Raw genomic sequence first — 14,529 nt, forward strand, 5'->3', positions numbered from 1 at the left:
TTTTTGCGGTCAACATCATTCTTTCTCTTGGTTAAATTCTGCATATTATCGGTTTTAATATTATGAGTGCTGGAGGAGAACGTGCTGCTGAAAATTCAGAATGATTATTTACACGGTTTTTTCTCGATAGCCGAAATATTCTCCCGTGCGACCGGGTTAGCCACGGTTGTTATTGATATTAATGGTAAGCCACTCTCAGATTGTCATAATTTTAATTCTTTCTGCAGATTAATGCGGGCGGATGAGCGCTATCGTGTGGACTGCCAAAAATGCGATAAGCAGTGTGCTTTTGAGGGGTTGAAACAGCTTAAGCCCAGAATACTCACCTGTCATGCCGGGTTAAGTCTGTTCTCGATGCCATTAATTGATGAAGGGCATCTTTGTGGTTTTATTGTCTGCGGACAGGTCCGGCCAAAGTATCAGGAATATAAAACTATTGTTATTGGTAATAAATTCTCATGGATGGATGATCCAAAAATAAAAGCTGAATGGGGTCAGGTTGCGGTAGTGGATAATAATACGCTGGTAGCGTCGGCTAATTTGTTAAGTTTTATTGTTGATAATTATGCGGAAGAACAACAATCCGCTCAAGTTTCAGTTTCACCGATCCGTTACATTCGTCATTATGTTACTGAACCTTCCCGTCATGAGAAAAAACTTCTGGCGGCGCTGCGTTATATTGATGAGAATTTATATGGTGAATTATCCCTGGAATCCGTCGCGGCGCATGTGTGCTTAAGCGCGAACTATTTCAGCCGATTTTTTAAGAAACGGCTGGGCGTTAATTTTAAAACCTGGGTGAGTCAGAAAAAAATGCAGAAAGCGGGGGAGTTGTTGCACGACCCTGAGCATTCAATAGACAGTATTGCCAGGAAACTTCAATACGCGCAAACCAGCTACTTTTGCCGCGTTTTCAGGGCGGCGCATCAAACGTCGCCCCAGTCTTTTCGTCATGCCAGGCTTTCGCAGTAAAGATCTTCTGGCAAGGTGATGGCGTCGGGTATAAAAGAGAGCCGATCGCTCAGGGTCACCACCTCACCAATAACAATCAGCGCAGGTGGAGCAATGTTAGCCTCCTGCGCTTTGCTCAGTAATGAACCGAGCGTACAGGTCAGTCGGCGTTGATTCTCCCGGGTGGCGGACATAATTAGCGCAGCGGGTGTATCTGCTGATTTACCGCCCATCAACAGCTCTTCGCAAATAAACGCCAGATTGGCGATACCCATGACGATAACCAGCGTGCCATTTAGCTTCGCCAGTTGACGCCAGTCCTGCTGCTGGTTGCCTTCCCGCGTATGGCCCGTCACCACGTGAAAACCGGAGGCGAAATCGCGATGCGTCACCGGAATTCCGGCATAGGTCAGGCCGCCGATGGTAGAACTGATACCCGGCACAACTTCAAATGGGATACCCGTTTCAACAAGATCCTCAACTTCTTCGGCCCCACGACCAAACACATAAGGATCGCCCCCTTTCAGGCGTACGATGTTGCTATGTGTTTGGGCATACTGGACCAGTAATGCGTTAATTTCATCCTGAGGAACACAATGATAGCCTGGATTTTTGCCGACATTGATAAGCAGGCAATCAGGTAATGCCCATTCCAAAATTTTAGGATTGACCAGCCGATCGTAAATAATGACATCAGCCTGTTTAATGCACATCATCGCTTTGAGGGTGAGCAATGAAATATCACCGGGACCTGCTCCAACGAGCCAGACCTTTCCGAAAGTTTTCACATTGTGTCCTTTATCACGTCTAACAAAAAAAGGCAGAAACTACATCAAGGAATGATTAAAAGCAGTCGTTTGCCCGTAAGTTATAACGTGAAATTATCTAAAATTATTGCATGGATAATATTGATTAATCTCGCAAAGTTTTTTCTGCAATAAACAAGTTAACTTGAAAAATTATTAAGAACTTATTGGCACTATTTGCATAGGTTTAACCTTATTTAAATTGTGTTTATTGTTGTGCTTGAGTATTATTGGTTAATATTTATCCGCCATCAGTATGAGTAAATCATGGATTGGATCAATGACATCAATGGATGAAATAAAATATAACTCTCGATGCTTATCTGGGCGTCTTGAATTATTTTTTATAAATTAAACTATTTTTGTACGCTGCATATGGAAGAGGTTATGAGAGGAAAAATACCGAAGACGGAGTTGCTGGTAACTTTTGAAGTTGTTGCGCGTCACGAAAGTTATACCCGGGCTGCTGAAGAGCTGGCTTTAACACAAAGTGCTGTTTTCCGCCAGGTGAATGCACTGGAGGATTTTCTGAATACCTCGCTATTTAATCATGCCAAGAAACGCATTTTTTTAAATGCGGCGGGCAAACATTATTTAAGTATCGTTAAAGAAACGTTAAATAAACTCGAGCGAGATACGACGACGATAATGACCTGGCAGCCGACGGTGCAGGTTATTGAGTTGGCAGTGAATCCGACCTTCAGCACGCATTGGCTGATTCCGAACCTGCGCGAGTTCAATAAACTCAATCCTGATATTATCGTCAATATCCATTCGCTGGCGAATATTGGTGATTTTCTCAATCGGGAGTATGACGCGGCAATCATGCGTGAAGATTTCTACTCGCCATGGTCGGGCGTTGAGTACCTGTTTGAAGAGGAAATCCTGCCGGTATGTAGCCGCTGCTTGCTGGCCGAACCGGATCGGAAACTGGCAGTCGAGGAGTTGCTGAACGAATTCCCGCTTTTGCACCAAAGCACGCGTATCAAGGGTTGGCAGGAATGGTTTGCGCTGTCCGATATCAGCAGTCCACTGGTCAATAAAGGTCCAAGGTTTGATCTGTTGTCGATGCTGATTGCGGCGGTTCGCTCTAATCTTGGCGTGGCGTTGCTTCCTCGTTTTGCCATTCAGCACGATCTGGACAGCGGTGATATGGTCATTCCTTGCGATGTCCCGATGCGCACCGGGAACCGTTTCATCATGACGTGGCGTGAAGAGAAAGCGGAATCTGTGCATTTACAGATCTTCCGGGACTGGCTGTTGAATAAATCTGTGGTATCGCCTGCCTGATAGTACCGTGTGCCTTGTCAGGCCTGCAAAGAACGGTAGGCCGGATAAGACGCCAGCGCGTCGTTATCCGGCAAAAGAATAGTTACCAGTCGATTCCCACCTGCGCCTGAATACCGCTGTCAAACGCGTGCTTGACCGGGCGAATTTCACTGACCGTATCGGCCAGTTCCAGCAACAGTGCGTGGCATCCGCGTCCGGTGACGATAACACTTTGTCCGACAGGGCGATTTTCGATGGCGCTGAGAACCTCCTGGGTATCCAGATAGTGGTAAGCCAACATGTAAGTCAGTTCATCCAGTACCACCAGATCGTAATGCGCATCAGCCAGCATGCGCTTACTTTCTTGCCAGACTACCGTTGCCGCCTCGATATCCGCTTGCCGGTTTTGGGTTTCCCAGGTAAACCCGGTGCCCATAATATGGAATTCAACGCCGAGCGGTTGCAGGGTGTTGTACTCGCCATTATCCCACTGACCTTTGATAAACTGCGCGATGCCAACGGTTTTTCCGTGACCAACCGCGCGCGTTGCCGTGCCAAAGGCTGCGGTGGATTTCCCTTTACCGTTGCCGGTAAAGACAATCAGGATCCCTTTCTTCTCCGTTGCCGCCGCCACGCGGGTATCAACCTGTTCTTTCAGTTTCTGCTGACGTTGGCGGTGTCTGTCATTATTGGCTCGCGCTTCCATCGTGTCTCCTTAATGTCCTGCCGGACAGGTTGCGCAGCGATGCTGCTGCTCAAACTGGCTAAAGAAGTTATTACCTTTATCGTCGACTAACACGAAGGCCGGCATATTTTTAACTTCCATCATCCAGACTGCTTCCATTCCCAGTTCGGGATATTCCAGGCAATGCAGGCTTTTCACGTACTGTTGTGCAAGCAGGGCCGCGGCGCCGCCAATGCTGCCGAGGCTAAATCCACCGTGTTTATGGCAGGCATCAGTGACCTGTTGGCTGCGGTTACCCTTGGTGAGCATAATGAGACTGCCGCCTTGTGCCTGGAAAGCATCGACATACCCATCCATGCGCCCGCCGGTGGTGGGACCCATTGAACCACAGGCCTGATTGTCCGGCGTTTTGGCGGGACCCGCGTAATAAACGATATGTTTTTTCATGTATTCCGGCATCGGTTCACCGTTATCCAGGCGCGCTTTGATGTTAGCGTGGGCAATATCACGGGCGACAACAATTGGGCCACTTAACGACAAACGAGTACCGATAGGCAGAGCGGACAGGTCGTGCAGAATCTCGCGTAGCGGGCGGTTGAGATCCAACTGTACGGTTTGGGCGCCATTTTCTACCCGTTGGGAATCAGGTATGAATTTGCCCGGGTTATGCTCCAGTTTCTCCAGCCAGATACCGTGTTTGTTAATTTTAGCCTTAATGTTGCGGTCGGCTGAGCAGGAGAGGGCCATCGCGATAGGACAAGACCCTCCGTGACGCGGCAGGCGAATCACGCGGATATCGTGGGCAAAGTACTTGCCGCCAAACTGCGCGCCGATACCAAACTCGCGGCTGGCATTGAGTAACTCGGCTTCCAGGGCCGTATCGCGGAACGCCTGACCCAGTTCGTTCCCGCTGGTGGGCAGGTTATCGTAATACTTAGTTGAAGCCAGCTTGGCGACTTTCAGCGTCTGGTCGGCAGACAAGCCTCCAACGACGAAAGCGATGTGATACGGCGGACAGGCGGCTGTGCCCAGTGATTTCATTTTTTCGATCAGAAAGGCGGTGAGCTTTTCCGGCTGCAGAATAGATTTTGTTTCCTGGAACAGCGCCGCTTTGTTGGCCGAGCCGCCGCCTTTGTTGACGAACAGGAAGCGGTATTCATTACCCGGCGTGGCGCTGATATCGATTTGTGCCGGCAGGTTAGTCTGAGTATTGACCTCCGTGTACATGTCCAGCGGGGCATTTTGCGAATAACGCAGGTTGTTTTCGGTGAAAGTGGTATACACGCCTTTGCTTAACGCTTCTGCGTCATCGCCGCCGGTCCAGACATGCTGACCTTTGCAGGCCACAATCGTTGCCGTTCCGGTATCCTGACAGTTAGGCAGCACGCCTTTGGCCGAAACTTCAGCGTTGCGCAGTAGCTGCAATGCAACATACTTATCGTTACCGCTGGCCTGTGGATCGTGCAGAATGCTGGCGATCTGTTTCAAATGTCCGGCGCGCAGGAAGAATGAAGCCTCATAAAATGCCTGCTGTGCTAATAAAGTTAACGCTTCTGGCGCAACCTTAATCACTTCCTCTCCGTCTAACTCCGAAACTGTAACGTGCTGATTACTCAGTAATTCATATTCGGTACTATCTTTACCCTGAACAAAGAGTTCCTGCCAGACAAATGGTTTAGACATGTTTACTTCTCACCTCTTCGTGTTGTTTGCCGGATAAGCGAAGCGCCATCCGGCATAGAGTTATTTTGCTAAAAAGACATTCGCTTCGGTCGCTTCGGCGACATATTCGATCGTTTTCTGGGCACGAACGCTGTTACCGGCTTCATCCAGCGGTGGGGAATAGACGGCTATCGCATATTCGCCAGGCACAACGGCAACCATCCCGCCGCCGACGCCGCTTTTCGCCGGGATGCCTACGGTGTACAGCCACTTACCACTACCGTCGTACAATCCGGCAATGGCCATTTCTGCCAGTACCTGCGGGACATACTTTTCATTCAGCAATTGCTTGCCGTTAAACGGTGATTTGCCTTTGTTGGCGAGTACCGCGCCCATTTTGGCCAGTTGCTCAACGGTGATATCGACTGAGCACTGACGGGTATAAATTTCGACAGCGTCGTCTGTGTTGCCATAGAAGCTGTTATAGGATTCCATCAGCTTCGCCAATGCCTGGTTGTGCTGGTTGGTTTCCATCTCAGATTTGAAAACAGGCTCGTTCACGGTGAGTGTGGCATCGGCCCAGACGTTCAGGTTGTCGAGGATTTTGTTCCAGCGATCGGTTTTATCTTTGGCTTCGATCAGGCTAACGGTGCTCATCGCCCCGGCGTTTACCAGCGGGTTTTCCGGTGCGCCTTTAGTCAACTCTACCGCTAAACCTGAATTGAACGGCATGCCGGTGGCATTGGCCCCAAGTTTCTCCAGGACTACCTGTGGGCCATGCTGTTCCATGGCGAGCGCCAGGGTGAAGACTTTACTCAGGGATTCCATTGGGAAGGGCTTGTTAACATCGCCCACCTGATAGATCTTGCCGTCCACCGTGGCAATGGTGATGGCAAAATTTTTCGGGCTGTAGGTGGCCAGGGCAGGGATGTAGTCGGCGACTTTGCCATCGTTGTTACTTTTATATTTCTGATGTGCCTGGTCGATAATCTTTGCGTAATCCGGCGTTGTTTGCGCGAGAGTCGTTGCGCTAAACAAAACGCTGAAGGAAAAAATACTCACGCCAAGAAGGGTTTTATTCATGGTGTAATCCTGTTGGTGTGTTCATCATCGTGCTGGATGGCGGTGTTCCACCTTATCCGGCCTACGGATAATTGACCGTTTTGTAGGCCGGATAAGCGCGTGCTATCAGGACATCGCAACTTCTGACTGTTCGGTCACCGGACGTTCTTGTTCCGGTGTCTTCACTGGCGCAGTTCCGCGACAGCCCTGGCCGAAGTGTTCGCCTTCCCAACGACCCACAATGGCAGCGCCCATGGCGTTACTCATGACGTTGGTAGCAGAACGCCCCATATCGAGGAATGGATCCACACCCATCAGCAGGATCAGACCGGCTTCTGGAATGTTGAACTGGTTTAGGGTGGCGGCGATAACCACCATTGACGCACGCGGTACGCCTGCCATCCCTTTCGAGGTCAGCATCAGGATCAGTAGCATGGTGATTTGCTCACCCATGCTCAGTTCAATGTTGCACGCCTGGGCAATAAATACGGTGGCAAAGGAGCAGTACGCCATCGAGCCGACCAGGTTAAAGGAGTAACCGATAGGCAGAACAAAGCTGGCGATTTTTGAGGAAACGCCGAATTTTTCCAGCTTATCCAGCGTGCCTGGGAAAGCGGCTTCAGAGCTGGAGGTGGTGAAGGCCAACAGTGCAGGTTCGAAGATGGATTTTGCTAAACGCGCGATGCACGGCCCGACGATCACGGTGGACAGGCCGATCAGGATCGCCCACAGCATACCCAGCGTCAGGTAGAACTCACCCATAAAGATCCCGGCGCTGACCATCACACCCAGACCACGTTCGGCAATCAGACCCGAAATAGCGGCAAAAACGGTCAGTGGCGCAAACAGCATGACGTAACCCGTCAGCTTCAGCATCACGTGTACCAGTGAATCCAGAACCTTCACGATAGGCTCGGCTTTCTCACCAATTGCGGCAAGGCTGCAACCGAGGAATATTGAGAAGACGACGATCTGCAGAATTTCGTTACGTGCCATCGCATCAACAATACTGGTTGGCACTGCGTGCGAGATGAATACTTTCAGCGTGAACGGCTCAGACTTAACGGCGGCAACGGCTCCGGCGTCATGTGGAACAAAGTTGATGCCAGCGCCTGGCTGGAAAATATTAACGATAACCAGTCCCAGCGCGATTGACAGCAGTGAGGCGCAAATAAACAGGAAGAAGGTTTTCGAAAATATACGTCCCAGCGTTTTGGCATCGCCCATTTTGGCAATACCCACAACCAAAGTTGAAATAACCAATGGGGCGATAATCATTTTCACCATGCGTAAGAATATGGTGGTGAAAATGGAAATATCTGCTGCATAAGATTTTGCCGTTTCAGCCGCGACCATATTATTTATGGCCACCCCGGCAATCATGCCGAGTATCAGGCCTAATATGATCATCTTCGTTAAACTTATTTTCTTCATGTGTACTCCATCGGATAAAGGTTGGTAATTGGAATTGTGTAGGGCGGCGCGCGCCTGAACCCGGACAGCAGTTCAGACGCACGCCTGTTGTGACCAACCGCATGAATAATTCGAAGCACTGTGATACAGCTGAATTCTGTGCTCCAATGGTTGTTATTGTGTTTTTTTACTACAGGTCGAACTCAATACTTAATAATGGCGCGTGTTGCTGCGCACCATAAACATCATTGTCACCAACATTGCCGGAGATAATATCGCGCGGCATGACAATTTTTACGGCATTCGCCGGGTCAAACCAGACAATATTATGAATAAAGTCAGGCTCAACGTTATATAAACCGGCAATAAGCTGTGGCGTTAATTGTTCTGAACGCTTCACTCGCTGATAATCTTCACGGGTTTTAAATAAAATATCTAAAACCAGTTCGTACGGTCCGGCGTTTTTGGAACGAATGACTTGCGCCAGTGAACAAATTGAGTGTTTCATGCCTGAACTCCTTCTGGCGTCACCTGTTCAATGTGGAAATCAAAACGCAGCGCATCGCTCGCTTCAATCAGGTGATAGATCGAGAACTCATACACTGGACCACTCTGAATATCGGATGGCGAGAACGGGAAGGCGAGGTTACCTGCGGTCGCAATGCGATTTTCATAGCCGTAGTGCAGCAGGGTAGAGCGCACCAGCGAGCAAACGCTGTTGGCGATATCCTGCGTCGGTGCGACGACGTCCAGTAAAATCCCTAGCTCATGACCGGCGGTTTTCATCGGTTCATGGTTGCCCATCACACCGTTCTTACCGTACAGGTGGAAGGTCATACGGATACTGTCGTCAGTCAGCGAGAGGTTACGCTTAACGCTGGCCTGTACCTCTTCGAGAATGGTGTCAATTCCGGCAATCATGATCGGGTCACGCGTTCCGGCGATAGTCAGGCAGCGGAAGCCAACCTGACGTGCGCCTTCCAGTTTCAACGCATACGGCGTTTCTTCATGACGTGAACCGCTGACATACACTTCGCCCTCGTTAACCTGAGTGAAGGTGCACGCTTTCAGGTTCAGTACGCCGCCTGGCCCCGGCAGGAAGTACGGATCGGACTTCTCATACAGGGTGTGCGCCGCCGCGGAAGTTTCAGTGAACTTACGCTTGGGATTGAACGCTTTCAGCGTAAAGCCGTTGTCGTCAATGATCCCCATCGCACAATCTGAGCCAGAGCCAGGGGTGGCGGCAATGGCGGCACACTCAAGGATCTTACCGCAATGAAGCGCCAGACCTTCATCAAAGCCCTGCATAATCGGCAGCGCGGCGAAGCAGGCCGGATCGTAAGCACGTCCGCCCAGTACCACCTGCGCACCGGCTTTCAGCGCACGCTGGAAAGGCTCGACGCCCATCTGCGCGACAATGTAGGTGCTGTCTTCAATTGCCTCGTGAGTCAGTTCAGGCACAAAATCGAGCGCGGTGATTTTGCCGTTATCCAGCGCCTGATGAACGATCTCTTTGTCGACATCAGACGGGATCAGCGCCATGGAGAAGGACAGGTTTTCTTCCTGAGCAATCTCATGGATTATCTGGCGACACCACTCCAGATGCGGAGCGGCGCCTGAACCACCGGCCGTGCCAATCACTACCGGGATGTTGTTCTTAACGCCTGCCACGATCATATAGCGCAGATCGCGTTTCACACCGGCCCTGTCGGTAAACGGTTTACCCGCCCCCAGGTAGTGGGGGCCTGGATCGGAGGAACCTGCGTCAACAGCAATAAGATCCGGTGACTCTTCCATGGCTTTACGAAAACTTTCTTCCGGGAAGCCATAACCCAGGATAGCCGTAGGCGATAAGATCTTAAATGTGCGTGCCATCTCTTAATCCTTAGTTTGCAACAACGCGATGGTGCGGTTCATTTCGTTAAACACGATGTTGAGACCTTCATCGAAACCCATACCTGGTTTGACCAGCATGCGCATAGGACGCGCGGCCAGCGCGACGTGTACGCAGGTGCGAGCACTGATTTCCGTTTCGTTACAGGTACCGCCCTGATAGGCTTCCATTGCGTGTTTGTTGCAATACAGCACCGCATCAACGATGTTATGAATACCGCCCAGATCCGGGGTTTTGATCTGCACCATGTGGCAACTGCCCGCATCGGTGAAGTCCACGATGTCCTGATAGGTGTTACACCACTCATCCGCAACGATTTTCACGCCGGAACCCAGACGGGTCAGCTCTTTGGTAATAGCGGTTAACATGCGGATCTGATCCGGTTTGTTACCGGCATCCACCGGACCTTCAATGTACAGCGGCAGGCCCTGGGCTTCCGCTTCCAGGCTGGCGATATATTCAGCGCAGCGCACCGGATCCATATCGAAGATCAGACCGATAGTGCCATAGACATCAATATGCAGCGTCGGGTGATAACGCTCGCTGGTGCGCAGGCTTAAGATGCGATTAGACAACCAGCGCACATACTCACGCAGTTTTTCACCTTTAAAGCCCAGCTTCTCTTCCACGTTGTTGATCAACGCGTGCGGCAGAACGTCCACGCCTTTGAGGATCATCTTGTCGACGGCGATATAACGGTCATCACCGCTCTGACCAAATAACGGAATGGCTTCCGGGACGCATGGCAGTTGCCACTCGTCGCACACCACTTCAGTTTTCAGGCGGCCGGTCGCCAGTGCGGCCGCGTCGAGCAGTGCCTGAGACAGACCATAACGGACCGCGGTATGCAGCAGATGACCGTCGATACGCAACTGATCAAAGAAGCGGGCATTTGGCAAGAAGGCATCCACGTCACGGCCTTCCAGCAGCGGCTTGATGTGATCGTTGAGGAAAGGGATAAAGTTTTCAGCCAGGAACAGCGGGTCGCGACCGCCTGCGCCTGAATATTGCACTGCTGCGCAATCACCTACCGCCACTGCGCCGTTTTCCAGAACCAACTGCACAGAAACGCATTCACCCGCCTGCCGAACAGAGGTAAAGCCAGGTGTTACCGGGGAGCCGGTATAGATAAACCCGTCATGACCGGCGCCGTTTTTGATGGCCTGCTGATCGTCAAAATAAAATGAGGAGTAGCCAGCGGTGAAAAGGGCCTGTTTAATTTTCATTATGGTCTTCCTATTAATTTACTGTGGGATACGGCGTTGATGTCATCAATGACCATCTGGAAAGAAGGTTTACGGCCTTCGAAATGCGCGCGCTCTGCGACGTAGTCGTGGTGCAGGGCGAGAACGTCTTTCGGCAGCGGAACGGCACCGGCTTCGAGAATACGGATGGCACCTGTGTTATCGCGCACCGGCAGGATCTTCCCGGCGTTACAGGCGGCAGGGGCGAAAGGCACATCCAGCACGCCTGCTTCAAAGGCCAGCACCGTACCGCGCGCAATGTCGCCATTGCCGAGTTCAAAGACTTTTTTCAGCACCGCGCGGACTTCGCTCTTGATCAGTTCGACTTCCTGTTCCACGGCAGCACACTGCGGGAATTTCTGGTCACTGACCATGTTGAGCATCTGGCGTGAGGCTTTAAGTCCCTGGGCGTTCGCTGCCGCAGTTGGGATACCGAACGCTTCGTGAGGGCTTTTGGTGATCACTTTCGTTGCGCCCGACATACCGGCAACCGCTGCGCCCCAGGCGATAACGGAGAAGGCTTTCGCTTCATCTTCCGGGAATCCGCCCATCCACTGGTGGAAAACGGTGCTCAGTTCATAATCGTCGAAGCCGTGGTTATGGAAATATTCGTGGGACAGCTCACGCAGCGCCTGAATAGCGGCAATATCCTGCGTCAGGCTACCGACCTGACCGTAGCCGACGGTGATTGACTTCACGCCCTGTTCCAGCGCCAGCAGACCTTCAATAATCGCCACCGAGTGGGACATAAACGGCGGGATCAGGGTGCCGGTCAGCGGACCAAACGGTTCGCGGTTGATGCGAATGCCGTTCTCTTCGTACAGACCCATCAGACGATCGCAGTACTGCCAGTCGCGGATGGATTTTTCCAGGGTGACGCGTTTGGCGTAAGGGATGTTGTAAGAGATACCGCCGCCTTCGTAGCTGGTAAAGCCACTGGCCATGGCGATTTCTGCCAGCAGACGCGCATCCGGCGTCCCGTGGCGAACCTGGATCGGTTTTTCCAGCGACTCAGTCATACGGCGGCAGGCAGCAACCCCGTGATTGACGACCGGTAAACCATTCAGCTTGGAAGTTCCCGCTTCGATGGATTTCTGGATCCCGATAGCGGCTTCTTCATAGCGGTTCAGACGGGTATAGGCATCAATAGTACTTGGCAGAAGATCGCACTCTTCCTGCAACGTTTTGAGCAGTGCAATATGCTCGTCCATTAATGCCACGCCTGCGCGCGGCTGACTCAGGGTTTTACCTTCCTGATCGGCCTTCAGCAGAGCGAGGGAAAAGCGCTTCTTGTCTGGAATTGATTGCTGGTATTTCACGCCATCTTCGAAGTTCTCAACGTCTTTGCCGGTTTCCCAGGTTTGCAACACCTGATGCCTTTCGGTCATGAATTCGTCATGGGTCAATTTTTTATTTCGAAGTTCCATTCGTAGCTGCCTTTAGTTTTGTAGGGTTAAACACTGAATGCTGGTGCGAGCAGCGGCTTGCGGGTACAGCCTGGCGACGTTTGCCAGTAGAGGGAGCAGGCCATTTGAATCGCGGTAATACTCAAACTGATTCGGTAACAGAATTCTTTTACCCTGGTCGTCCAGCTCTCGGTATTTGAGCCAGTTATGGATATCGAACTGGCTGGCGCGAGAGAGCCATCCACCTGAACCGACGACTTTGCGTACGGTGGTGAGATCGCGACCCATCTGTAAATCCACGTTACCCACGCAGGTGCAAACCTGCTTTTTAGTGCCCGCGTGGCGCTCAGCGGCATAGCCCACGCATAAACCTGCCAGCAGAGTGTCGAAATATTTCTCCTCCTCGCTGAGTGGCAGGTAATCCGGCTGCCCAACCAAATGACGCAGGTAGCGGTAAAATGCTTCCTCGCGCTGCGGCTGTTGGGCGAAGATGACTTTCACCATATCCTGCGTGCTTTCTCCCACCACGACGGCGGAAACGCGCATTCCCAGGTCGCCTTCAACGGTACGTTTGACGAAAGGCTCTGGAACGCCATGCAGGACGGTATCGGGGGAGAGGGTATTCGCGCTGGCCGAATAGACATCCGTGGTGGCTCCGCCCATATCAATCAGCATGAATTCCTTCCATGCGCTGTCGTAATCGCTAATGGCTTTGACTAACTCATATACCGTCCATGGCGTCGGCATTGGCTCTTCGCCTGTTTCACCGACAATGACGTCCAGACCTTTGCCTTTCACAATGCGCGACAAAAACACATCGCAAATCGCCTGGCGCGCGGCAAACGGATTCGGGTGATCGAGGTCAGGCAGAATGTTGTCTACCGTGGTCAGATCCTTGTGCCCGAGAATCGTTTGTATTTCGTCCTGAATGTCCCGGTTTCCTGCGTAGATAATGGCGCAATCCAGCTTCGAGTCTGCCAATGCACGCGCATTCGCCAGACCGTAGCTTTCTTCTCCACCGTCTGTACCGCCGGTAAATAACAGGATGTCCGGTGGTGATGATTCCAGTTCCTGTATGTCATGACGGTTCAGCTTGTACGAATAATATTGCGCGATTTTCGCTCCTGCCGAATGGGCGGTAACTTTTGCTGATTCCAGCGTAATGGAAGGCACCAGCCCCATCGCTGCAACGGCGAGTCCACCTTTGGCCGAGGAGGAGTACTTCAACTGCACTTCACCACTTTTCAGTAACGGGCGAGCATCGGCAACATTCAGCACCTGATTCAGGCTGGCAAAAAAACCGTCTGCCAGATGATGTGTGGTGGTTGGGGTCAGGACATGGTTTACCAGGGTTAACTCCTCGCCTTCATGGGCGAAGAGGGCTGCCTTGGTCCAGGTCGAGCCGATATCGACAGAAACTGTTTGCATCAGATAGCCTCTTCCAGGCAACGCTGTTCGAGGCCATTGTGTTGGTGAATATCATTGGCGATAAGCGCGCAGACATCCTCCAGATCGTGGCTGGGGGCGAAGACGCGGTTAAATCCCATCTCTTTAAACTTCACTTCCACATCGGCGAAGTCATGTTTGCCTACAACCAGGTTGCCGCCGACGTACAGCAGAATGTCACCGAGTCCGCGTTCGATGCAGCGTTCACGTAACCCAAGGCAGTCAATGTCACCATGACCGTAGATGGAGGACACCACGATGGCATCGGCGCCTGTTTCAATCGCGGCATCAATATATTCATCCTGGCTCACCATCACCCCGAGGTTGATTACGTGAAAATCATGCGCAGTAAAAACGCGATCCAGAACTTTATTGCCTACTGCATGGCAGTCAGCACCGATGACGCCAATAACAAGTGTAGATTTTTTCATGGGTAATCCTCTGTAGGGCTGATGGTCAATAAGTGAAAATACTTTTCTAATATTCAGAGCTTGTATTGTGACAACCTTTTAATAGGGTTGGAGTTTCTGTGGAAGCGAAAAAGGAAGCAATTGATCTATTTTCAAAATATCCTGATAAAAATGATTGTTATATTTTTTATTGGAAAAATGTGTTTTTAATCATGTGCTTATATTGTGTTTTCTGTGTTGGTTTTTATTTTTTTAGAAAGTCGCGTAATAAATGACTTGCC

General features: G+C 51.1%; 13 protein-coding genes. 2 read left to right on the plus strand and 11 right to left on the minus strand.

Annotated elements, in window-relative coordinates; all coding sequences use genetic code 11:
- The first annotated feature begins 81 nt into the window (after positions 1-81).
- Positions 82-972 (plus strand): PocR ligand-binding domain-containing protein, encoded by an 891-nt coding sequence (locus FHD02_RS11025; protein ID WP_137360527.1) that lies wholly within the window; start codon positions 82-84, stop codon positions 970-972.
- Here the strand turns inward: FHD02_RS11025 and cobA are convergent.
- A complete protein-coding gene (cobA, locus tag FHD02_RS11030; RefSeq protein ID WP_042309705.1) occupies positions 951-1,739 on the minus strand; it encodes a uroporphyrinogen-III C-methyltransferase in 789 nt (262 codons plus the stop codon). The two genes, FHD02_RS11025 and cobA, sit on opposite strands and share 22 nt — an antisense overlap.
- Before the next feature lie 405 nt (positions 1,740-2,144).
- Here cobA and FHD02_RS11035 point away from each other — a divergent pair, with 405 nt between their 5' ends.
- Positions 2,145-3,047 carry a LysR family transcriptional regulator gene (locus FHD02_RS11035; RefSeq protein ID WP_137360528.1) on the plus strand — a complete coding sequence of 301 codons (903 nt, stop codon included), beginning with the start codon at positions 2,145-2,147 and terminating at the stop codon, positions 3,045-3,047.
- Positions 3,048-3,129: 82 nt separating this feature from the next.
- On the opposite strand, the gene cobO is transcribed toward FHD02_RS11035, so the two are convergent.
- The 10 genes from cobO to glmS form a co-directional block, all read right to left on the minus strand.
- Positions 3,130-3,732 (minus strand): cob(I)yrinic acid a,c-diamide adenosyltransferase, encoded by a 603-nt coding sequence (cobO, locus tag FHD02_RS11040; protein ID WP_042309700.1) that lies wholly within the window; start codon positions 3,730-3,732, stop codon positions 3,130-3,132.
- A gap of 9 nt (positions 3,733-3,741) precedes the next feature.
- Positions 3,742-5,394 carry a class I fumarate hydratase gene (locus FHD02_RS11045; RefSeq protein WP_137360529.1) on the minus strand — a complete coding sequence of 551 codons (1,653 nt, stop codon included), beginning with the start codon at positions 5,392-5,394 and terminating at the stop codon, positions 3,742-3,744.
- A gap of 60 nt (positions 5,395-5,454) precedes the next feature.
- Entirely contained in the window at positions 5,455-6,456 is a 1,002-nt protein-coding gene (gene glsA / locus FHD02_RS11050; RefSeq protein ID WP_137349211.1) for a glutaminase A, read from the minus strand.
- A gap of 105 nt (positions 6,457-6,561) precedes the next feature.
- Positions 6,562-7,869, minus strand: a complete 1,308-nt coding sequence (locus FHD02_RS11055; protein WP_137360530.1) for a dicarboxylate/amino acid:cation symporter — start codon at positions 7,867-7,869, stop codon at positions 6,562-6,564.
- Positions 7,870-8,038: 169 nt separating this feature from the next.
- Positions 8,039-8,356 (minus strand): DUF4387 domain-containing protein, encoded by a 318-nt coding sequence (locus FHD02_RS11060; protein WP_048212245.1) that lies wholly within the window; start codon positions 8,354-8,356, stop codon positions 8,039-8,041.
- Positions 8,353-9,723, minus strand: coding sequence for an acyclic terpene utilization AtuA family protein (locus FHD02_RS11065; RefSeq protein WP_042309692.1), 1,371 nt, complete (start codon positions 9,721-9,723; stop codon positions 8,353-8,355). Before FHD02_RS11065 ends, FHD02_RS11060 begins: the two co-directional genes overlap by 4 nt.
- 3 nt (positions 9,724-9,726) lie before the next feature.
- Positions 9,727-10,968, minus strand: a complete 1,242-nt coding sequence (locus tag FHD02_RS11070) for a methylaspartate ammonia-lyase (protein WP_042309690.1) — start codon at positions 10,966-10,968, stop codon at positions 9,727-9,729.
- Positions 10,968-12,413: a methylaspartate mutase subunit E gene (locus FHD02_RS11075; protein ID WP_137360532.1), complete on the minus strand. Its 1,446-nt coding sequence runs from the start codon at positions 12,411-12,413 to the stop codon at positions 10,968-10,970. Before FHD02_RS11075 ends, FHD02_RS11070 begins: the two co-directional genes overlap by 1 nt.
- Before the next feature lie 12 nt (positions 12,414-12,425).
- Positions 12,426-13,820 carry a methylaspartate mutase accessory protein GlmL gene (gene glmL, locus FHD02_RS11080; protein WP_042309686.1) on the minus strand — a complete coding sequence of 465 codons (1,395 nt, stop codon included), beginning with the start codon at positions 13,818-13,820 and terminating at the stop codon, positions 12,426-12,428.
- Positions 13,820-14,269 carry a methylaspartate mutase subunit S gene (gene glmS, locus FHD02_RS11085; protein WP_038638933.1) on the minus strand — a complete coding sequence of 150 codons (450 nt, stop codon included), beginning with the start codon at positions 14,267-14,269 and terminating at the stop codon, positions 13,820-13,822. The genes glmL and glmS overlap by 1 nt, the downstream gene beginning before the upstream one ends.
- Positions 14,270-14,529 lie beyond the last annotated feature (260 nt).

Source organism: Citrobacter sp. EC_71 (assembly GCF_019584005.1).
In the GTDB taxonomy this organism is placed as follows: domain Bacteria; phylum Pseudomonadota; class Gammaproteobacteria; order Enterobacterales; family Enterobacteriaceae; genus Citrobacter; species Citrobacter werkmanii.

Excerpts from the sequence above, each read along its gene's own strand:
- FHD02_RS11035 (WP_137360528.1), top strand. The coding sequence starts at position 2,145 with ATGAGAGGAAAAATACCGAAGACGGAGTTGCTGGTAACTTTTGAAGTT.
- cobO (WP_042309700.1), bottom strand. The coding sequence starts at position 3,732 with ATGGAAGCGCGAGCCAATAATGACAGACACCGCCAACGTCAGCAGAAA.
- FHD02_RS11045 (WP_137360529.1), bottom strand. The coding sequence starts at position 5,394 with ATGTCTAAACCATTTGTCTGGCAGGAACTCTTTGTTCAGGGTAAAGAT.
- glsA (WP_137349211.1), bottom strand. The coding sequence starts at position 6,456 with ATGAATAAAACCCTTCTTGGCGTGAGTATTTTTTCCTTCAGCGTTTTG.
- FHD02_RS11055 (WP_137360530.1), bottom strand. The coding sequence starts at position 7,869 with ATGAAGAAAATAAGTTTAACGAAGATGATCATATTAGGCCTGATACTC.
- FHD02_RS11060 (WP_048212245.1), bottom strand. The coding sequence starts at position 8,356 with ATGAAACACTCAATTTGTTCACTGGCGCAAGTCATTCGTTCCAAAAAC.
- FHD02_RS11065 (WP_042309692.1), bottom strand. The coding sequence starts at position 9,723 with ATGGCACGCACATTTAAGATCTTATCGCCTACGGCTATCCTGGGTTAT.
- FHD02_RS11070 (WP_042309690.1), bottom strand. The coding sequence starts at position 10,968 with ATGAAAATTAAACAGGCCCTTTTCACCGCTGGCTACTCCTCATTTTAT.
- FHD02_RS11075 (WP_137360532.1), bottom strand. The coding sequence starts at position 12,413 with ATGGAACTTCGAAATAAAAAATTGACCCATGACGAATTCATGACCGAA.
- glmL (WP_042309686.1), bottom strand. The coding sequence starts at position 13,820 with ATGCAAACAGTTTCTGTCGATATCGGCTCGACCTGGACCAAGGCAGCC.
- glmS (WP_038638933.1), bottom strand. The coding sequence starts at position 14,269 with ATGAAAAAATCTACACTTGTTATTGGCGTCATCGGTGCTGACTGCCAT.